This is a genomic window from Nesterenkonia sedimenti (assembly GCF_012641515.1).
GTDB classification, from domain to species: domain Bacteria; phylum Actinomycetota; class Actinomycetes; order Actinomycetales; family Micrococcaceae; genus Nesterenkonia; species Nesterenkonia sedimenti.
The window spans coordinates 84,059-104,239 of the sequence record NZ_JABAHY010000005.1 but is presented as its reverse complement, the minus strand read 5'-3'; the positions used below and the strand labels follow the sequence as shown (position 1 = coordinate 104,239).

At 66.5% G+C, this 20,181-nt stretch carries 15 protein-coding genes and 1 pseudogene; 3 read left to right on the top strand and 13 right to left on the bottom strand.

Going from position 1 to position 20,181, the window contains the following annotated elements:
- Positions 1-10: 10 nt before the first annotated feature.
- The 3 genes and pseudogenes from HGQ17_RS07040 to HGQ17_RS07030 all read right to left on the bottom strand — a co-directional run.
- Positions 11-331 (bottom strand): annotated as a pseudogene (locus HGQ17_RS07040) (aquaporin); the annotation flags it as partial.
- A 92-nt stretch (positions 332-423) separates the two neighbouring features.
- Positions 424-1,575: an N-acetylglucosamine-6-phosphate deacetylase gene (gene nagA, locus HGQ17_RS07035; protein ID WP_168887257.1), complete on the bottom strand. Its 1,152-nt coding sequence runs from the start codon at positions 1,573-1,575 to the stop codon at positions 424-426.
- 4 nt (positions 1,576-1,579) lie between these two features.
- Complete coding sequence (locus HGQ17_RS07030; RefSeq protein WP_168887256.1) at positions 1,580-2,353, bottom strand: glucosamine-6-phosphate deaminase; 774 nt, start codon at positions 2,351-2,353, stop codon at positions 1,580-1,582.
- Positions 2,354-2,454: 101 nt separating this feature from the next.
- On the opposite strand from HGQ17_RS07030, the gene HGQ17_RS07025 reads away from it, so the two are divergent.
- The gene (locus HGQ17_RS07025; protein WP_168887255.1) at positions 2,455-3,597 is read left to right on the top strand and encodes a serine hydrolase domain-containing protein; all 1,143 of its coding nucleotides are present in this window, start codon (positions 2,455-2,457) and stop codon (positions 3,595-3,597) included.
- On the opposite strand, the gene HGQ17_RS07020 is transcribed toward HGQ17_RS07025, so the two are convergent.
- The 8 genes from HGQ17_RS07020 to HGQ17_RS06985 form a co-directional block, all read right to left on the bottom strand.
- Positions 3,594-4,496: a MurR/RpiR family transcriptional regulator gene (locus HGQ17_RS07020; protein ID WP_168887254.1), complete on the bottom strand. Its 903-nt coding sequence runs from the start codon at positions 4,494-4,496 to the stop codon at positions 3,594-3,596. The genes HGQ17_RS07025 and HGQ17_RS07020 overlap by 4 nt on opposite strands.
- Before the next feature lie 15 nt (positions 4,497-4,511).
- Positions 4,512-5,432, bottom strand: coding sequence for an N-acetylmuramic acid 6-phosphate etherase (gene murQ, locus HGQ17_RS07015; RefSeq protein WP_168887253.1), 921 nt, complete (start codon positions 5,430-5,432; stop codon positions 4,512-4,514).
- On the bottom strand, positions 5,429-6,307 hold the full coding sequence (locus HGQ17_RS07010; RefSeq protein WP_168887252.1) for an ABC transporter ATP-binding protein: 879 nt from the start codon (positions 6,305-6,307) through the stop codon (positions 5,429-5,431). The genes murQ and HGQ17_RS07010 overlap by 4 nt, the downstream gene beginning before the upstream one ends.
- Positions 6,304-8,157 carry a dipeptide/oligopeptide/nickel ABC transporter permease/ATP-binding protein gene (locus HGQ17_RS07005; protein ID WP_168887251.1) on the bottom strand — a complete coding sequence of 618 codons (1,854 nt, stop codon included), beginning with the start codon at positions 8,155-8,157 and terminating at the stop codon, positions 6,304-6,306. Before HGQ17_RS07005 ends, HGQ17_RS07010 begins: the two co-directional genes overlap by 4 nt.
- A gap of 4 nt (positions 8,158-8,161) precedes the next feature.
- Complete coding sequence (locus tag HGQ17_RS07000) at positions 8,162-9,139, bottom strand: ABC transporter permease (RefSeq protein WP_168887250.1); 978 nt, start codon at positions 9,137-9,139, stop codon at positions 8,162-8,164.
- Positions 9,140-9,177: 38 nt separating this feature from the next.
- Positions 9,178-10,839, bottom strand: a complete 1,662-nt coding sequence (locus HGQ17_RS06995) for an ABC transporter substrate-binding protein (RefSeq protein ID WP_168887249.1) — start codon at positions 10,837-10,839, stop codon at positions 9,178-9,180.
- A gap of 24 nt (positions 10,840-10,863) precedes the next feature.
- Complete coding sequence (locus HGQ17_RS06990) at positions 10,864-12,021, bottom strand: exo-beta-N-acetylmuramidase NamZ family protein (protein ID WP_168887248.1); 1,158 nt, start codon at positions 12,019-12,021, stop codon at positions 10,864-10,866.
- A gap of 87 nt (positions 12,022-12,108) precedes the next feature.
- Positions 12,109-13,701: a GNAT family N-acetyltransferase gene (locus HGQ17_RS06985; protein WP_168887247.1), complete on the bottom strand. Its 1,593-nt coding sequence runs from the start codon at positions 13,699-13,701 to the stop codon at positions 12,109-12,111.
- 46 nt (positions 13,702-13,747) lie between these two features.
- Between HGQ17_RS06985 and HGQ17_RS06980 the strand changes: the two genes are divergently transcribed.
- A complete protein-coding gene (locus HGQ17_RS06980) occupies positions 13,748-15,244 on the top strand; it encodes a glycoside hydrolase family 3 protein (protein WP_168887246.1) in 1,497 nt (498 codons plus the stop codon).
- The gene (locus HGQ17_RS06975; protein ID WP_168887245.1) at positions 15,244-16,416 is read left to right on the top strand and encodes an anhydro-N-acetylmuramic acid kinase; all 1,173 of its coding nucleotides are present in this window, start codon (positions 15,244-15,246) and stop codon (positions 16,414-16,416) included. The genes HGQ17_RS06980 and HGQ17_RS06975 overlap by 1 nt, the downstream gene beginning before the upstream one ends.
- Here HGQ17_RS06975 and HGQ17_RS06970 read toward each other — a convergent pair.
- Both HGQ17_RS06970 and HGQ17_RS06965 read right to left on the bottom strand, forming a co-directional pair.
- A complete protein-coding gene (locus HGQ17_RS06970) occupies positions 16,413-19,262 on the bottom strand; it encodes an FAD-binding and (Fe-S)-binding domain-containing protein (RefSeq protein ID WP_168887244.1) in 2,850 nt (949 codons plus the stop codon). The two genes, HGQ17_RS06975 and HGQ17_RS06970, sit on opposite strands and share 4 nt — an antisense overlap.
- Complete coding sequence (locus tag HGQ17_RS06965; RefSeq protein ID WP_324615216.1) at positions 19,253-20,161, bottom strand: ROK family protein; 909 nt, start codon at positions 20,159-20,161, stop codon at positions 19,253-19,255. The genes HGQ17_RS06970 and HGQ17_RS06965 overlap by 10 nt, the downstream gene beginning before the upstream one ends.
- Positions 20,162-20,181 lie beyond the last annotated feature (20 nt).

Below are 20,181 nucleotides of genomic sequence, written 5' to 3'. Positions count from 1 at the left end.
CTACGCCGGTCTAGTCCCGCTCCAACACAACCTCTTCTGTGTTGGGGAAGAGGTACTTATAGACCAGCCCCGCCACTGCTGCCCCGGCCAGGGGCGCCAGGAGGAAGACCCACACCTGCCCCAGTGCCTCCGGGCTGAACCAGGCCACTGCCAATGAGCGGGCGGGGTTGACCGAGGTATTGGAAATCGGAATGGAGACCAGGTGGATCAGGGTCAGAGCAAGCCCGATGGCGATGGGGGCGAAACCTGCCGGAGCCCGGCTGTCAGTCGCGCCGAGGATGACCAACAGGAATAGGAAGGTCAGCACGAACTCCGCCAGCAGCACCGCAACCGCCCAGCACCAGGATGAAAGTTCCGATCAGCTCCGCGGCCAACCAGGAGTACAACGGTGATGACATGCGGTCAGCCTACCTGTGATCCACCTCATAACCCAGGGTCAGTATTGCCCTGGCCATCGGATACCCACTGACCTGCACGCATAACGCCTTCGACCAGGAGCTGGTCATTCAGAAGGACGAGATCAGCCCGGTTTCCCGGGGAGAGCGCCCCGGTATCGCTCAGCCCGATCATCCGGGCCGGATGGGCCGTTGCAGCCTGCAGGGCCTGAGCAGTGGGGACCCCTGCCTCCAGCACGCTGTGGCGTAGAGCTGCGGAGAGGCTCAGGGTGGATCCGGCGATGGCCCCGACTGCGCCATCGGGGCCCCGCAGTCGCGCCTCGCCATCGGCAACGCGGACCTCGAGACCGCCGAGGGTGTAGTCGCCGTCGCCGATACCGGATGCCGCCATGGCATCTGAGACCAGAACCGTCTTCTCCGGGGCAGTGGTAAAGACCATATCCAGCACCGCCGGGTGGAGGTGGACGCCATCGGCGATCAGCTCCAACCAGGCCCCGGCCTCCAGCAGTGCGGGGATGGGGCCCGGCTCCCGGTGGTGCAGCCCCGCCATCGCGTTGAAGAGATGGGTTCCGGCAGTGGCGCCGGCGGCGAGGGCGTCTTGGGTCTGCCGGTAGTCGGCATCAGTATGGCCCACTGCCGCAACCGCGCCCGCAGAGCTGACTGCGCTGATGGTCTCGAGAGCCCCCGGCAGTTCAGGGGCAATAGTCACCATTCTGATGGCCCCCTGCCCCAACAGCTGCTCGGCTGCTGCGGTCTCGGGGTTGGTCAGGACCTCGGGGTCATGAGCTCCGCTGCGGCCGGGGGCCAGCCAGGGGCCTTCCAGATGCACTCCGGCCAGTTCCCCGGAGTCCACCAGGGGTTTCAGCTCCTTGATCTGCTCGAGGAGCACATCCTGGGGTGCGCTGACCAGTGAGGCGAGCATCGTCGTCGTGCCCTGTGCCAGGTGGGTGGAGCGTACGGTCCGGGCGCCCTCGGCCCCCTGGGTGAAGTCTGCGCCTCCTCCGCCGTGACAGTGCACGTCCACGAATCCGGGGCTGAGCACTCCGTGGCTGTGGTGGAGATCCGCCGGCCCCGGCGGTGTTCCTGTGCCGGATTCAGCGATGCGTCCGTCCTGGATCCGCAGCCAGAGCGGTTCCAATCGGCCATCAGGGGTCAGGCCCCGTTCCGCGGAGATCAGCATGGGTCTAGGGGCGCTGCCAATCGGGGCGGTTCTGGTGCACGAACCGGTAGTAGTCGGTGTATTCCAGCTGGGATGCCGCCGCCTCATCCAAAAGGAGGGTGGCCTTCCGGTGCAACTGCAGGGCCGATGCCGGACACATACTGCTGATGGGGCCCTCCACTGCTTGGGCCACGGCCCTGGCCTTCTGCTCCCCCTGGGCCAGCAGCAGGACTTCCCCGGCGTCGAGAATGGTGCCGATCCCCTGGGTGATGCAGTGCACCGGCACCTCATCCTCGGAGTCGAAGAAGCGGGCGTTATCCGCCCGGGTGGCCGGGGCCAGAGTCTTCAGCCGGGTCCTGGAGGCCAGCGAGGAGGTCGGCTCATTGAACCCGATATGGCCGGTGGCTCCGATGCCCAGGATCTGTAAGTCCACCCCGCCGGCCTCGGCGATCCGCTGCTCATAGCGTTCACCGGCGGTCTCCAGCCGTTCGGGGTCGGCATCGGGGACGTGGACCCGGGCGGGGTCCAGGCCCAGGGGCCGACGCACCTTCCGGTCGATCACCGAGTCGTAGCTCTCCGGGTGCTCCTTGGGCAGGCCGACGTATTCATCCAGGGCGAAGGCAGTCAGTCCGGTCAACCGGGGGTGGGGATCAGCCGCCAATGCCTGGTAGAGCGGCACCGGGGAGGATCCGGTGGCCACGCCGAGGACATTGAGTGCCCCGCGCTCGAGCCGGTCATTGATGAGTCCGGCTCCATAGGCTCCGGCGGCCTGCGCGTCGGCGAAGATGACGACCTGCATTCAGCTCCCTCCCCCGCAGAAACCGGCGGGAATCGTTGATACTGCCATCCTACGTGCCGGGTCCCGGTGACCTGGGGTGACGGGCCGTACTATGGGTCAGGATGACGCTTGATGAGGAACTGGAACAGCTGCTGGCCGAGGCGACCAGGACTGCCGCGGAGGCCGGTGGCGCCCCTCGGAAGGATGGCGAGCTGCCCTGCGCTGCCCCGGGCGCGGAGGCCCTGATCGCCCACCGCGGGGAGATCCTCAGCCATCAGCACGCCGGGATGTCGGTGCTCTTCGACCAGGACGGCAGTCTCCTTCCCGCCTCGCAACAGCGAGCGGTGAGCTCCGAGGAGCTCTGGGATATCGCCTCATTGACCAAAGTGGCAGTTGCCGTCGCGGCTATGGTGCAGCACCAGCGCGGCAGCTTGGACTTAGACGCCCCCGTGGTGGAATACCTCCCCGAGTTTGAAACCGACGACGACGCCGCCACCTCTCCTCTCTCGCGACGGCATGTTCTGATCCGGCATCTGCTGAACCACACCTCGGGGCTCTCCTCAGTGGCCCGGCCCTGGACTGTGCCCGGCGGCCGCGATGACCGGGCGGCCTATCTGCTCAGCCGGCCGCTGGAGCGCACCCCCGGTGAGAGCCATGTCTACTCCTGTGTGGGGTTCATGACTCTGGGGCTTGCCCTGGAGCGGATCACCGGATTGCAGCTTCCAGAACTGATCGCTGAAACTGTCACCGGTCCCCTGGGGATGGAGTCGACCTCCTATACCCCGCAGCCGGGACTGCCGGTGGCCGCCACCGAATATGACACCACCACCGGACGGGGCCTGGTGGTCGGCGAGGTCCACGATGAGGCGGCCGGCGCCCTGGGCGGTTCCGGCAATGCGGGGCTGTTCTCCACGGCGGCAGATATCTTCCGGCTCGGTGAGGAGATCCGCACTGGTTCGGCTGGTGTTCTGAGCCCTGCAGGACGCCAGCTGCTGTCCACTGGGACGCTCAGTGCCGCAGAGCATGAGCGGGTCGGCTATAACCAGTCGATGGGTCTGCGGATGGGTCAATTCGGGTTTATGGGCACCGGGGATACTCAGGTGCTGGGGCATACCGGTTTTGTGGGCACCTCGCTGGTGATCGATCCCATCGACGACCTCGTGGTGGTGCTGCTAACCAATAATGTGCATCCGCATCGGGATGCCTTCATGCTGATGCCGCTGCGCCGGGCGGTGGCCGCTACTGCCCGCCGGGCTGTCACCTAGAGGTCGGCGACTGCCCGGAAGCTGGCGTCCAGGGCCTGCTGAGTGGAGTCCATATCCCGCATGGCCACCCCGGTGAGCAGGCAGTCGATGACCATCAGCTGGGCGATCCGGCTGGCCATTGCCGCCGGTCGGAAGGAGGTCTCCCGGGAGGCGGTCAACAGGGTGATATCCACTGTGGAGGCCAACTGGGAGGTGGGGTGATTGGTGATGCCGATAGTGGTCGCCCCCAGGGAGCGGGCCAATTCGATAGGCGCCAGCACATCGGAGGTGGAGCCCGAATGTGAGATCCCGATGACCACATCCTGTTCCCCGCGCAGCGAGACAGCCGTCATCGCCCCATGCCGGTCAGGATGCTGGAAGGTCGCCAGGCCCAGCCGGGAGAGCTTCTGGTCGAGGTCCAGTACGGCCACTGCACCAGCGCCGACGCCGACCAGGTCGATCCGGCGGGCGGAAACCACAGCGTCCACTGCCTTCTCCAGGGCGCCGACGTCGAGCATCTGGGCGGTCTCCTCCAGGGCACGGGTGCCGGCGTAACCGATCTTGGAGACCACATCCTCCAGGCTGTCGCTGGCATCCAATGCTCCCGAGAGCGGTCCGCGGGAGTTGCGGCCCTCCTCGATTCCGGCCTCTTTGGCCAGGGCCAGTTTCAGCTGGGGGTATCCGGGCAGGCCCAGCCGTTTGGCGAAGCGCACCACTGTCGGTGCCGAGGTATTGCACCGCTGGGCCAGGGTGGTAATGGACTCCCGAGCCACAGTGGCGGGATCCTCCACCACAGCTTCAGCCACCCGCCGCTCGGAGGGGCGGAGGTCTGGCAGCAGCCCGTTGATCCGGCTGACCAAGGTCACCCCGGTCGGCAGGTCGAGAGGCTCGGCACCGGTGCTTCGCTTTCTGGAGGCCATGCTGGAGATCATAGATCAGTTTGCCTCCAGTGCAGGGGCTAACCGTTCGTCATTCATGCGCAGAACCAGCTCCGCGGCCTCTCGGTCCAGGCCCCGGGTGAGCATCACTGCGGCGACTTTCACCCGGTCCCCGGAGTCCCGCAGAGCATGTTTCGCCCGGTTGCGGTCACATCCGGTGATCCGCATGATCAGCCGCTCACCGCGGTCGCGGAGTTTCGCATTGGTGATGGCCACATCCACCATGAGGTTGCCGTAGGTCTTGCCGTTCTGGACCATCACGGCAGTGGAGATCATATTCAGCACCTGTTTGGTGGCTGAACCGGCCTTCAGCCTGGTGGAACCGGCCAGCACCTCGGGGCCGACCTCGACCTCCACGGGGTACTGGACTGCCGCGCTGAGCTCGGAGCCGGTATTACAGGCGATACCGCCGGTCAGCGCCCCAACCTCGGCTGCGGCCCGGACGGCACCGAGCACATAGGGTGTCCGGCCTGAGGCAGCGATCCCGACGACGGCGTCCCGGCTGCTGATCTGCAGTTCGGCCAGATCCTTGGCCCCGGCCTCCTGGGAGTCCTCGGCTGCCTCCACGGCAGAGAACACCGCCTCCCGTCCGCCGGCGATCAGCGCCTGGATAGTCTCCGGGGAGGTGTAGAAGGTCGGGGGGCATTCGGAGGCATCGACGATGCCGAGCCGCCCGGAGGTCCCGGCGCCGAGATAGATGAGCCGTCCCCCGGTGCGCAGCCGGGCGGCGACACCATCGACCAATTGGCTGATCTGGGGCAGGGCCCGGTTCACGGCCCGGGGCACCTCGGCCTCGGCCTCGTTCATCGCCTCAAGGACGCCCAGGGTGCTTCGGGAGTCGAGGTCGCGGTAGCGTTCGTCGATTCCTTCAGTGGCCAGTTCGGCCAGGCTGTGGTCTGCTCCCACACTTTTTGTCATCCGCGGAACTCCTCACCGGGGTTGCTGAGCCGACGTCGCGGGTTCGGAGCCGCGGCAAGCAGGCGTTGGGTGTATTCATGCTGGGGGTTGTCGATGACATCGGCACTGCTGCCGCGTTCGACGACCTCCCCGCGGTACATCACCAGGGTCTCCTCGGAGTAGGCCCTAGCGGAGCCGAGGTCATGGGTGATGTAGAGGACTGCGAGGTTCTCCTCAGTGCGCAGCTGGTCCAAGAGGTCCAGAATCTCCTTGCGGATGGTGACATCCAGCATCGAGACCGGCTCATCGGCCAGCAGCACCTGCGGTTCGGCGGCCAGGGCCCGGGCGAAGGAGATTCGTTGGCGCTCACCGCCGGAGAGCTCATGGGGGAACCGGCGCAGATAGCGCTCCGGTGGGGTGAGATTGACCTTGCGGAGCAGGGCCAGGCTCTTCTCCTCGATCTCCTCGGCTCCCTTAGCGTGACCGTGGATGCTCAGCGCCCGGGCCAGGATGTAGCTGATCCGGTGCACCGGGTTCAGGGAGGCGAAGGGATCCTGAAGGGTCATCTGCACGGTGCTGGTGTAGCGGATGAAGGCCCGCCCCCGGTGGGCGGTGATCGGCTGCCCGTTGAGCAGCAGCTCACCGGAGGTCTGGGGCATCAGCTGGGCCAGCAGCCGGCCGACGGTGGATTTGCCCGAACCGGATTGGCCGACCAGGGCGGTGACCTGTCCGCGGCGCAGCTGCAGGGAGACATGGTCCACTGCGCGGAAACGCTGCCGGTGCAGGCCCACGCGTTTGCCACGGAAGTCCTTGACGAGGTCACGGGCCTCCAGGATCACCTCACCGGCGCCTGCGGCGGGGCCGTTCTGTGCATCTGTGGTGGGGACTGTGGTCATATCCGGGCTCCCAGGTTCGCGAGCGAGCTCAGCAGTGTCTTGGTGTAGGGGTGGCGGGGGTCGGAGTAGACATCGGTGGCCGGTCCGTATTCGACCAGGGTTCCGGTCTGCATCACCGCGATCGTGTCCGAGATCTCCAGCAGCAGGGAGAGATCGTGGGTGGTGAAGATGATGGCGAAGCCGTATTCCTCCCGCAGCTGCATCACCTGTTCGAGCACCTCCCGCTGAACCAGCAGGTCCAGGGCGGTGGTGGGCTCGTCCATGATGATCACATCGGGTTCCAGCACCAGGGCGATGGCGATGGCCACCCGCTGTTTCATTCCCCCGGAGAGCTCATGGGGGTAGGCGGTGACCCGCTCGGGGTCGATGCCGACCTTATGCAGCATCTCCTGGGCCAGTTCTTTCCGGCCTGCCGCTGACATCCCGGGGCGGTGGACCCGCAGGACGTCGTCGAACTGTGCTGAGACCCGCAGGACGGGGTTCAGCGCGTTCATCGCCGATTGGAAGACGATGGCCAGCTCGCTCCAGCGGAAGGCTCGCAGCTCCTCGGCCGGGAGGTTCAGCAGATCCACCTCGGTGCTCTCCCCGGTGCGGGTGCTGCGGTGATAGGTGATCTCACCACCGCTGACCTCTGCGGGGTTGCGCAGCAGCCGGGTGATGGCATTGGTCAGGGTGGATTTGCCGGAACCGGATTCACCGGCCAGACCCAGCAGCTCACCGCGGTGCAGGGTGATCGAGACATGGTCCACCGCCCGGACCGCCCCGTCCTCGGTGGGGTAGTCCACAATGAGGTCACGCACCGAGATCACCGGATCCCCGGGGACCTCGGATCCTCTGATCTGGGGCGGGCTGGCGTCGTCGTCGGTTGTCTCAGTGGATTCCGTACCTCCCAAACTCCCCTCTGAAACCCCGGAGGATGACGATGACGCCTCCGCACCTGCGGCTGCCGATGCTGCGGTGCTGCTCATAGCCGCGGAACCCCGACCGGCCGGGCGTGCTGCCTTGCGTCGGGATTTGCCGGTGCGCAGCCGGGGGTTGGCGTATTCGTCGATGCCGAAGTTGATCAGAGCGAGTCCGGCACCGATGATCGCAATCGCCAGACCCGGTGGGACGAACCACCACCAGGCCCCGACCAGCAGCGCCTGGTTGTTCTGTGCGAAGTAGAGCATCGAGCCCCAGCTGACCGTGGTCAGGGAGCCCAGGCCGAGGAAGGACAGTCCGGCCTCGGCGAGGATCGCCGCGATCGTGGAGAACAGGAAGCCGGAGGCGATCACCGGCAGGGCATTGGGCATCACCTCGTAGAACATGATGCGCATCCGGGATTCGCCGGTGGCGCGGGCGGCCTCGACGAAGTCTCGGTTGCGCAGGGAGAGGGTCTGGGCGCGCAGCACGCGGGCTGCCGGGGCCCAGGAGGTGATGGTGATGACGATGGCCACTGAGATCATCCCGCGGGTGGGCAAATAACCGGTGAGCACGATCAGCAGCGGCATTGCGGGGATGACCAGGAAGACCGCGGTGAGGATATAGAGCATCTCATCGGCGATCCCGCGGAAATAGCCGCCGACCAGGCCGACCAGCACGGAGACGATCTGGGAGAGCACACCGGCGATGAAGCCCACCGCCAGGGAGACCCGAGCGCCGTGGACGAACTGGCTGAAGACGTCCTGTCCGGTCTGGGTGGTGCCCAGCCAGTGATCGGCTGAGGGTGGCTGCAGTGGTGGGTTGCCGGTGGCCCGCGGGGCGTAATCGGTGATCATCGGCCCGAAGACCGCCAGCAGGACGAAGAAGATGACGATGATCAGCCCGGCGCGGACTTTGCCGGAGGCGGGCCAGAGTGAGTTCAGCTTCATGGGTTCAGGCCTCCGCTCGGGTGCGCGGGTCGAGGAAGATGTAGACGATATCGGCCAGGAGGTTGGCCAGGATCACCGCCAGGGAGATCACCAGGAACAGTCCCTGCATCAGCGGGAAGTCCTGGTTCTGTACGGCCTGGAAGAGGGTGTAGCCGACACCGGGGTAGTTGAAGATGACCTCGGTGAGCATGGACCCGCCGACCACTGCGCCCAGGGAGAGGGCGAAACCGGTGATCGAGGGCAGGATGGCGTTGCGGGCTCCGTAGCGCAGCAGCACTTTGCGGCGGGGCAGTCCCTTGGCCTCGGCCATGGTCACGTAGTCCTCGCCGAGGACGGTGACGGTCATATTGCGCATCGAGAGCACCCAGCCGGCGAAGGAGCCGATGACGATGGTCAGTGCCGGCAGGATGGCGTGGTAGATGACTGAGCTGATGAATTCGGGGTTCCACCCGGGGACCAGGATGGGCTGATAGGCGTTGGCCACCGGGAACCAGCCGAGGTTCACCGAGAAGATCAGCACCAGGATCAGGGCCATCCAGAAATAGGGCACACCGTTGAGGAAGGTCAGTGCCGGCAGCACGTAGTCGGAGCGTTTGCCCCGCCGCCAGGCGAGGATGACGCCCAGACCGGTGCCCAGCAGGAAGCTGATGATGGTGGTGACCCCCACCAGGCCGATGGTCCAGGGCATAGCCCCGGCGACGATATCGGCCACCGGCACCGGGTAATAGCCGATGGACAGGCCGAGATCCCCCTGGACGAGGGAGCTGAGGTAGTCCCAGTATTGGACCACCAGGGGCGCATCGGTGAGGCCATAGGCCTCGGCCATCGCTTCCAGAGCCCCCGGGTCCAGGCGACCCTCGGTGCGCTCCATGAGCAGCACCAGGGGGTCGCCCGGCATCAGTCGGGGGATCAGGAAGTTCAGCGTCAATGCGGCCCAGGCGATGAACACATAGAGCATCACCTTGCGCAGCAGGAATTTCACGTACGCCCTCCCAGGGGGATCAACAGCTCCGTCAGTGCTTATTCGGCGGGGGTCAGCTCACGGATGGTCAGGGCGTTATCCGGAGACTGGAACGGAGCACCCAGGGCGTAGGGATCATCCTCATTGGGGAAGCCCTCCCAGCGCTCGGTGCTGTAGTTGAACCAGTTCGGTGCCTGCACCAGGCCGAGGTAGGGGATCTCCTCCACGGCGATGCGCTGCAGCTCCTCCAGGGCCTCCTGCTGTTCCTCGTCGTCCTCGGTGTTGCGGAACTGGGCCAGTGCTTCATCGGCCTCATCAGAGTAGAAGCGGCCGAAGTTGGCGTTGACCGCATCGGAGTCGTCATCGGGGGCGTATTCCGAGGACATCATCTGCGAGTAGAGGTCATAGGGGGTCAGCCCCACGGGGATGGCGGCCATGGTCAGCTCGAAGTTTCCGTTATTGCGGGCTTCGATATAGGCCTCATGGGAGATGCCCTGGGGGTCGACGGCGATGCCGATCTCAGCCAGCTGCTCCTCCAGCAGCTGGGAGATATCCACCCAGTCAGGCCAGTCGGAGGGGATGGCCAGCTCCCAGGACAGCGGGGTGCCGTCGGGGGCCACCCGGATGCCGTCGGAGCCTTCCTCATAGCCGGCCTCGTCGAGGATCTCATTGGCCAGATCGGGATCGTATTCATAGGCGAGTTCTTCGAACTCGCTGGCCATGGCGTCATCGTAGGTCGGCAGTGGCAGGCCGGTGGGGTGTGAGGGCGGGGTGTAGCCCTGCATGGCCACCTCGGAGATCTGCTCGCGGTCGATACCGGCGCTGAGTGCCTCGCGCAGTTCGACGTCCTCGAAGATCTCCTCCTCGTGGTTCATCGCCACAGTGATCTGTCCGCCACCGGGGTACCAGTTGTGCCGGTTCTCCGGGTCCTGGTTGATGAAGACGTCTTCGATATTGGAGATGAAGCCGCCGGACCAGTCGAGGTCGCCTGCGGCCAGGGTGGTGGTCAGGGTCTCACCGGTCAGGGCCGGGTAGTGGATCTCCTGGACCTCGATGTCATCGGCGTCCCAGTAGTCCTCGTTCTTAGCGAGGATATAGAGCTGGTCGCTGAGCTGGTCCAGTTCGAAGGGACCGGTGCCGACGGGGTCTTCTTCATTGACGAACTCCGTGGGCTCATCGAGATCGGCCCAGATGTGCTCAGGCACGATCACAGTGTTTCCGATGGCGGCCTCATCGGCGAAGGCGGTCTCACTGAAGCTGATCACGGCGGTGTGATCATCAGTGGCCTCGGCCGACTCCACCGGCAGTGCGGAGAGGTTGGTGGAGGGGTGTTCGATCATCATATTGAAGGTGAAGGCGACATCCTCAGCGTCGAAGTCCTCGCCGTCGTTCCACTGCACGCCCTCGCGCAGGGTCAGGGTGACCTCGGTGCCCTCATCGTTCCACTCCAGGGATTCGGCCAGCCACGGGATGGGTTCACCGGGCTGCATGGGGGTGGAGATCAGCAGCGGCTCGTAGATGAACCCGCGGGTGCCGGCCAGAAAAGCTGAGGCGAAGGGGTTGAAATTGGCCTGGTGGGTGTTGCCGTCATTGGCGTGGATGGTCAGCGGCTGGACCTCACCGTCTCCGGCGGCTCCGTTGTCGCCTCCCCCGCAGCCGGCCAGGACCAGTGAGGCCGCGGCGAGACCTGCGGTGTATCTGATTGTGCGAGTGGTCCGCATAGTGTTCCTTCCATGGGATTGCGGTTAGCGGTGCGATGAATAGAGATCTGTGGCAGCCGGTGGTTCCTCGGCCGCGGGGCTCGCGGCGAGCACCTCGGTGAGCTCGGCGTCGTCGTCGATTCCTTCCCGCAGGGCAGCTGAGCCCCAGAGGAGGTCGATGAACGGGGGCCGGGTGGCATCAGTCTGTTCCCGCCAGAGCTGCTGCTCGGGGTAGAGCTGGGCGATGGTCTTCAGCACCTTCCAGCCGGTGGTCACCGGCTCGAATGCTTCAGCGTCGGTGAGGTGAAACTGGACCCCGTGGACAGTTTCGCCGGCCCATTTGGAGAAGGTGGGCCGGAAGACGGCCTCGCGAACCTCAAGGCCGGGCAGCTGGTGTTCGCGCAGGGCCGCGGCGAGCCGGGAATCGGTCCAGGCTGCTCCGAAGAGTTCGAAGGGTGCAGTGGTGCCGCGTCCCTCGGACAGGGTTGTGCCCTCGATCAGCCCCGTGGCGGGGTAGAGCACCGCGGTGGTGGTTGTGGGCATATTCGGTGAGGGCATCACCCAGCGGTGGGCACCCAGGGGCCGGTTCTCGGTACAGGTGATGACCTCGAGCTCCGCCTTGCTGCCGGTGGCCGCAGGCACGTGAACCTCGTTGAACCACAGGGCCAGTTCGCCCAGGGTCCGGCCGTGCTGCAGGGGAATGGAGACCCGTCCTACGAAGCTGGCGGCTTCTGGAGCTAGGCCCGGTCCTGCACTGCGGGTGCCCAGGGGGTTGGGCCGGTCCAGGACGGTGACGGCGGTTTCGGTGCGGGCCGCGGAGCAGAGCAGATCGTAGAGGGTCCACATATAGGTGTAGAACCGGGTGCCGATGTCCTGCATATCGACTACCACCTGCGGGGCTTCTGTCCGGCGTAGCAGGGCATCGAGGCCCTCACCTTCGAGGAGATAGGTGTCGAGAATCGGCAGGCCGGTGGCCGCATCGCTGCTGTCGCCGCCGGATTCCCCGGCCTGGGCGGCGCCCCAGTAGCCGTGCTCCGGTGTCAGCAAGGATCGGATACCTGCTCCTGCGGCCAGCAGTGCATCGACACCGCGGCCCAAATCCTCGGTGACGGAGGTGTAGTTGGTGCAGAATGCCAGGGGCCCGGCGGGCAGGATTGCCTCGCCGTTGAGGACTCGATCCAGCCCGGTCTGCACAGATGCCACGTGATGACTCCCTCATAAGGTGGTTGTCAATAACTTACGAGCCGGGGCAATCCATGTCAATAAATTTTGTGATCTGAAACATAGCCGTTACACGGTCAGGCGGGTTCCCATGGTGAGGCCCCAGGGCAGATGCTCGAGGGTGCGCAGCCCCATATGTTCGTAGAAGCCGATGGCGCGGACATTCCGCGCGCCGACTCCCAGATGCACCCCGGCCGCTCCGGCTTCGGTCAGCGCTGCGAGCACGCTGCGCAGCAGTTTGGCCCCGTTTCCGCCGCCCTGCGCCTCGGGCAGCAGGTCAATATGCAGATGGGCGGGGTGTTCGGCCAGCCAGGGCTGGGTGGTCCGCGGCGGGTTGTGGATCTTGCGGATCAGACGGGCATCGGCAGACTCATCCTCCTGGACCGGAAGGGGATAACGACGACGCAGCTGCGGCCACCAATGCTGTTCGCACCAGCGCTCGAAGGCAGTGGTATCAGCCACCCCCACACAGTAGCCCACCGCCAAGCCCTCGGGACTGCGCAGCACCCTAGCCAGCTCGGGGGAATGCTGCAGATAGGCGCCGAGGTAGAGATGCCCCAGCAGATCGGGGTCCTGATAGATCCCGGTGGCGTCTTCGCCGGAGTCCCCGGTGCGCAGGCAGATCTCGTAGAGCTGCCGGTGATCCTCCTGCCGGTAGTGGTCGATATGGATTGAGCGCTGTTGGATGTGCCCATGTTGAATATGCCCAGCGGCTTCGGGGAGGGCGATATCGGTGACCCATGGCAGGGGCCAGCCGGCAGCCCGGGCAGCCAGGCGCAGGGCCCCGATGACCGGCTGGGCGGCATCGCGGGCTCGGGCTCCCAGAGTTTCGGTGATTCTCTGGCGGATGGGTCCGGGGCTGGTCAGTACGGAGCCTGCCAGCACCACGGGGCTTTCGCCGTCGTCGACTGCTGACAGTGTCTGCAGCAGACCGGCTGCTGCGCCTTCGGTGATGGCTGAGGCGGTGGGATCACCGGCTTCGGCCTCTTCGGTGACCCTGCGGGCGAAGGCTCCGAGTTCGGCCGGCGAGCGCTTATCCAGCAGCCGGATGAGGTCCTGTCGGGGGTCACCGCTGCTGGGGCCGATCTCCTGGGTGAGCTCCAGTGCGGCTTCGGTGAGGCTGGTGGGCGCGCCCCGGTTGTCCAGGGCGGCTGCGGCGGCTCGGAGTCCCTCCAGGGCCAGCCAGATACCGCCGCCGATATCGCCGAGTTTCCAACCGAGGCCGTCGGCGCGCTGGGTCTGGGTGAAGCCTCGGTAGCTGGCGGCGATGGCGCCGGTGCCGGCCAGCAGCAGCGCGCCATCGGGGTCAGGGGAGCCTGCGGCGAAGGCGATCACCGGATCCGGGACCACCTGCATCGGCGCCTGGAGTCCGGCTTCGGCTGCCGCGGCGCTGAGCAGATCCTGTGCTGCAGGCATACCGGCTGCCCCGGCACCGGCGACTCCTGCCACCACTGCTTGGATATCCACAGCGACTTCCCGGAGGACGGCGCGGAAGACTTCGGTCAGCTGGGCGGGGAGGTCTCCGGCGGAGGAGCGGAGGTTCGCCCCGGGGCCGGTGACGAGGTTGAGCACCTCATAACTGGGGGTCATCACCGCTGCCCGGCTGCTGGTGCCGCCGATATCGAGACCCAGTACGGCGGGCGGGCGGATGTGGGTGTTCATAGTTAGTCACTTTCCTCGATCAGCCTAATCATGTAAACCTTTTGATATGGATCACCATCGACTTATCCTCGGCGTCCTGCTCCCCGGCTTCACCGGGACCACTGCTCCTGCCTGGCTGCTGCAGGCCGCGGAGGAGGGTCTGGGCGGTGTGGTGCTCTTTGCGCATAACACCCCCGATATTGCCACTACCCGGTCCCTGACTGACAGTCTCCATGAGGCTTATCCGGGCCTTCTGGTCACCATTGATGAGGAGGGCGGGGATGTCTCCCGGCTGCAGGCAGCCACCGGTTCTGATCTCCCCGGTGCCGCTGCCTTCGGGGCCGCCGGTGATCCGGAGCTGACCGAACGTGGCGGGGCGGCCCTGGGTGCTCTGCTGCGCAGTGCAGGGGTCGACGTCGATCTCGCACCGGTTCTGGATGTGGCCTCGGAGCCCCGGAACCCGGTGATCGGAGTGCGGGCCTTCCATACCGATACTGAGCAGACCGCCGCGCATGGTGCGGCCTTCACCCGGGGACTGCAGGCCGGCGGGGTGGCGGCCTGCGGTAAGCATTTCCCCGGGCATGGGGCCACCACGGTGGACTCCCATCTGACCCTGCCGGTGCTCGATGCTGACCGGGAGGTGTTCATGACCCGGGATCTGCCGCCTTTCACTGCCGCCGCCGAGGCGGGACTGGATTCAGTGATGACCGGGCATCTGCATATTCCGGCCCTGGGACCAGCCCCGGCCAGCCTGGAACCGGCGGTCACCGAGCTGGTGCGGGCCCTGCCCGGGGGTCAGGAGATCGCCATCATCACCGATGCCCTGGATATGGGTGCGGTGGCCGGCGCTGACCAGGAGACCTTCGGTGAGGCCTGTGTGCGCGCCCTGGAGGCCGGTGCGGATCTGCTCTGCCTCGGCTCCACCGCGGGCCGGGATGATCAGGAAATGTTCCAACTGGCCTATGACGCTATTGCCGAGGCGGTCCAGGCGGGGCGGCTGAGCTCCGAGCTGCTCTCCCAGGCAGTGAACCGGGCGGAGACACTGCGACGGCGGGTGCGCAGCTACCGTGCCGATGCCCAGGAGCTGGGAGCCGAGGAGGCACTGAATGCGGTGGCTGCCGCCGGCGCGGAGGCCGCCCGGAAGGCTGTGCGGGTAGTGCAGGGCGATCCGGTGCGCAGCGGGGATCCGGTACTGGTGGATCTGCGCCAGAAGATCAATCAGGCCGCTGGACGGGTAACCCCCGGGTTCTGGCGGGCCCTGCAGCAGCGTCACCCCCAGGCGCAGGTCCTGGCCCCTGAGGATCCGCAGGAGCTGGCGGGGATCACTCCCGGCTCAGCAGTGATCGCCCTGACCCGGGAACCCCTGGCCGATCCCGAGGAGCAGCGGCTGCTCGATGAGTTACTGCGTGCCCAACCGGAGGCGGTAGTGGTCCACGGCGGGACCGCGGCATCGGCCCCCGAGGTGGGCTCCGCCGCCCTGGTACTTGCCCATGGGGTCGGGCGGGCAAATGCTCAGGCGGTGCTTGACCTCATCTTCGGCGACACTGATTCCCGGGAGAGCTGATGCGGGTCCTAGCCCTGTCCTCGGGCACCTCGGTGGATGGCATCGACGTCGCCCTGGCCGATCTGAACTTCGCTGCGGATCCCTCAACCCTTGAGCTGAAACCCCTGGGACATCTGGAGGTGCCCTGGGATGCGCAGCTGCGGGAGCAGATTCTGGCCAGTCTCCCACCGGCTGAGGTGGGGGTCCGACAGTGGTGTGCATTGGACACCCGGATTGGGCAGGCCTTCGGTGAGGCCGGGCGGATTGGCCTGGCTGAGTTGGGGTCTGCTGAACTGGTGGTCTCTCATGGCCAGACCCTGTTCCACCATGTGGCCCAGGGACGGGTATTGGGGACCCTGCAGGTGGGTCAGCCAGCGTGGATCCACGCTGCCACCGGGCTGCCGGTGATCTCGGATCTGCGCAGCTCCGATGTGGCAGCCGGCGGTCACGGAGCACCCCTGGTGAGCCTCTTGGATCAGCTCTGGCTGGGTGAGCAGCCCACTGCAGTGCTGAATATCGGTGGGATAGCGAATCTCACCCTGGTCGGAGGCGAGGAGATCAGCACCGGAGATACCGGTCCGGGCAACTGTCTGTTGGATGCCGCTGCTGCCGAGCTGGGCCAGAAATGTGATGCCGGTGGGGCCCTTGCCGCGGACGGACAGGTAGATTCCCCAGCCCTGGAGGCCCTGCTGGCCGATCCCTATTACGCCCGCGATTTCCCGCGCACCACAGGCCGGGAGTATTTCCACCGGGACTATGTGGCCCAGCGGCTGGCCGAGGCCGGGGTTGCGGTACCTACCGGCAATGATCTCTTTGCGACCCTGACGGAACTGACCGCCCGGACCATCGCCGATGCTGTCACCGGTGCCCAGCGGCTGGTGCTCTCCGGGGGTGGGGCGCGCAACCCTGTCCTGGTGGACCGGCTGGCTGAGCTTACCGGCGAGGTGACCACCAGCAGTGAGCTCGGCCTGGCTGCCGATGCCAAGGAGGCCTATCTCTTCGCTCTGCTGGGGTTCCTGGCCGTACATGGTCTGCCCGGCACGGCACCGGCACAGCTGAGCGATCCCCATGGTCCCCGCGCCACAGGCGCCCAGAGGCCTGTTGTTCTGGGTTCGCTGACTCCCCCGGCGCCAGCTCCTTCAGTCGAGCAGTCCTCGGTGCCCGTGGAGCGCCTTCAGGTGGTGGATCCCTAGGCGGTCACGGTCTGCGGGGCCAGGACCTCGGCGGCAATCTCCAGCAGATGCCGGTAGCTGTAGCCGGTGGCCCGGCTCAGGGCGATCTCGCAGGCCCGGTTGCAGGAGGCGTGTTCGGCGGCGTCGTACTCTCTGACCTGTCCGGCCTCGGCTGCAGTGGCTGAGGCGGTCAGTTCGGGGTGGAGCATGCCCCGGTCCCCGGCGAATCCGCAGCAGCCCCAGTCCTCAGGGATATGCACCTCATCGGCAATGGCCTCGGCCAGTGCCTGCAGTGCAGGGTTCAGCCCCGATTTCTGGGAGGAACAGGTCGGATGCAGGGTCAGGGAGTCCACCGGCTGCCGGGGTGTGTCCACCAGGCGGGGCAGAACGGTCTCGATGACGAAGCTGACCGCATCCACCACTGGGGCCTGCTGCGCGATTCCCTGAACCCCCTCGGTGCAGGAGGTGGCATCGACAATCACCGGAATCTCCGCACCGTGGATCTGCTGGAGTTTGCCGATGGCTTCCTGGACCTTCTGTGCCATCACCTGGTGTCCACTGGTGAACCCCTTGGATGACCAGGGGGTTCCGCAGCAGAGCCCATCGATCTCCCCCGGGACGACGACGCTCACCCCGGCTGCCTCACAGAGCCGCAGCACGGCTGACTGCACACCTTCTGAGCCCTCCGCGGGGGCGAACATGGTGCCCTGGCAGCTGGGCAGGAAGATCGCAGCGGGTTCGCTCTGGCCAGCTGTGCTGGTGATCTTCTCGGTGACCCGGCTGCGGCGCTGTCCCCCTGAGGGGAGGTCCTGGGACCACAGCGGAATAGTGTCCGGACCCAGGACTGCCCGGGCGGCCCGGTTGGGGAGGGTGATCAGTCCTGGTGGTGCCTTCTGGGCGATATTCAGGGCAAAGCCTGCGGTATTGACTGCGGTTTTCCAATGCTGGGCCGCAGTCTTCCAGGTGCTCTGGGCCAGTCGGCCGTGTTCTTCCCCGCGGAGGCGTTTGACCATGGCCCCGGTGTCGATCCCCACCGGGCAGGCGGTGGCGCAGATCCCGTCGGCGGCGCAGGTGTCGATGCTCTCGTATTCCTGCTGCTGGTCGAGTTCGGCGACCAGGGCCTCGTCGCCGGCTGCTTTGGCCCGCTCCCGGGCACGGCGGATGACAATGCGCTGCCGCGGGGTCAGGGTGAGGTCCCGGCTGGGGCAGACCGGTTCGCAGTAGCCGCATTCCACACAGCGGTCCACCTCAGCGTCGATCCGGGCCACGGGTTTGAGGTCATGCAGATGGGCCTGGGCGTCCGTGGTCAACACCACCCCGGGGTTGAGCACCCCGGCGGGGTCAAAGGCGCGTTTGAGCGCATGCAGTGCCTCCACCAGCACCGGGGAGTACTGGCGGTCGATGAACGGGGCCATGGCCCGGCCGGTGCCGTGTTCGGCTTTGAGGTTTCCGCCATGGGCGAGGATGAGCTCGACCAGATCCTCGGTGAAGGCCTCCAGTCGTGCCAGGGAGTCGGGATCCTCCGTGTCCTCGGTGATCATGAAGTGCAGATTGCCGTCCTTGGCGTGGCCGAAGATCACCGGATCGGTATAGTCGTGGTCCGCCAGCAGGGCGGCGAGGTCCCGGCAGGCATCGGCGAGCCGTTCCACGGGGACCACCACATCCTCCAGCAGTGCGGTGGTGCCCGGGGGCCTGGCCTCGGCGACTGCTGCATAGAGACCCTTGCGTACGCTCCAGAGCGCTGCGCGGGTGCTCGGCTCGCTGCTGAGCTGGGCCGGGCGGGTGGTGGGCACACTGCTCAGCACCGGTTCGGCGAGACTGAGGGTCGCATCGAGTTCGGCCTGGTCATCCCCGCGGTATTCGACCAGCACTGCGGCGTGTTCGGCGATCGGGAATCCGTGGATGACCTCCGGGGCCTGGGGCAGGCGGCGGGCCACCTTCAGGGAGGCCGCATCCATCAGCTCCAGGGCCTTGGCCCCGGTTTCGACCAGGGCGGGCAGGCTCTGGGCGGCCTGGTCCACGGAGTCGAAGATCAGCAGGCCGGTGGCCGCTGCGGGTTGGACCTCAACAGTGCGAAAGACCGCCTCGGCCACAAAGCCCAGGGTGCCCTCGGATCCGATGAGCAGGCGGGTCAGCAGGGTCAGCAGATCGGGTGCCTCGCAGAAGGCGTCCAGGGAGTAGCCCATAGTGTTCTTCATGGCGAACCGTTCCCGGATCTCGGCCACGGCCTGGGGGTCTGCGGTCAGCTGTTTCTGGAGGCGTTCGAGTTCGGCCGCCAGCTGGGGTTCCTGCTCACGGAGGTGCTCCAGCGCCCCTTCGGCACCTGTATCCACCACAGTGCCTGATGACAGGACCAGCACCATGGACTCCAGAGTTCGAGTGGAGTTGTGCTCGATGCCGGCGGCCATTCCGGAGGAGTTATTGGCGATGACCCCGCCGATGGTGCAGGCGGCTTCACTGGCGGGATCTGGTCCCAGGGCTCGACGGTGCCGGATCAGCCGGGCGTTGACTGCTCGCAGTACCGCCCCGGGCTGGACTCGGACGCGTCGGCCGTCGTCGAGGACTTCGATCTCACGGAAGCCGCGCCGGGTGTCGACCAGGATGCCGGCCCCTGAGGCCTGTCCGGAGAGGCTGGTGCCGCCGGAGCGGAAGGTCACCGGCACACGGTGCTCGGTGGCCACGGCAAGTACTGCGGAGACATCCTCGATGGTCTCGGCGTTGACCACCACCTGGGGAACCAAGAGATAGTGGGAGGCGTCATGGGCCCGGGAGTGGCGGTCGATGGCGCGGCTGAGGACTTTCTGCTTACCCAGGGCGGCTTCCAGCGCGGTCAGCAGCCCCTGCTGCTGGGCGGGGGTCAGTTCCATGAGCTCTCCTCTGCGATCTGTGCCGCCCCCAGGGGCGCCAGGAAGGTTCCTGCTGGCAGGATATCGACCCGTTCGGTGAGGTTCAGGGATCGGATGAACGGGGAGTCGGCAGCCATGCGTTCGAGGTGACGGTGGACGGTCTCCTCCAGCCGGCTGCCCAGGGCAGTGACTCCGCCGCCGAGCAGTACTGCGGAGACATCCATGCTCAGCACCAGCAGCTGGACTGCGGCACTGATGCCCCGGCCCATACCCTCGCGCAGCTCGAAGGCGCGGGGCTCCCCTGCCTCAGCGGCTTCGAAAATCTCCGCCAGTGGCAGCTGGCCGGTGCCACCCCAGGCCCTGCTGACTGCTCCCCCTCCGGTGAAGGTTTCGATGCAGCCGCGCTGTCCGCAGGCACAGGGAGTTCCCTGCTGGTCGATGGAGAAGTGGCCGATCTCCCCGGCCACCCCCTCCTGACCACGGAGCAGTTTGCCGTCGATGACGATACCGGCGGCCACCCCGGTGCCGATATTGAGATAGGCCATAGATTCCGCCTGCGGGGTGTGGGCGGTGTATGCGCCCAGTGCGGCGGCTTTGACGTCATTCTCCACTCGTACGGGGATGCCCAGCGGTGCCAGTGCCTCGCGGAGGTCGAGGTCTTCGAGCTGGAGGTTCACCGCATGCCGGACCCGCCCGCCGGTGGCATCAATCTGGCCCGGGATACCGATGCCGAGACTTGCTGCCGGTTCCTGCCGGTCGCCGGTGAGCTGTGCGACGGCGTCGTTGATTCCTGTGATGACCCCGTCTGCGCCGGGGACGGTGGGCTGCCGCAGCCGGCGGATGACCTCTCCCTGCCCGTTGAGGGCAACACCTTCGATTTTGGTGCCGCCGATATCCAGGCCGAGCCGCAGTCCGCTCATCTGTCCCCTAAGTGCGCCGA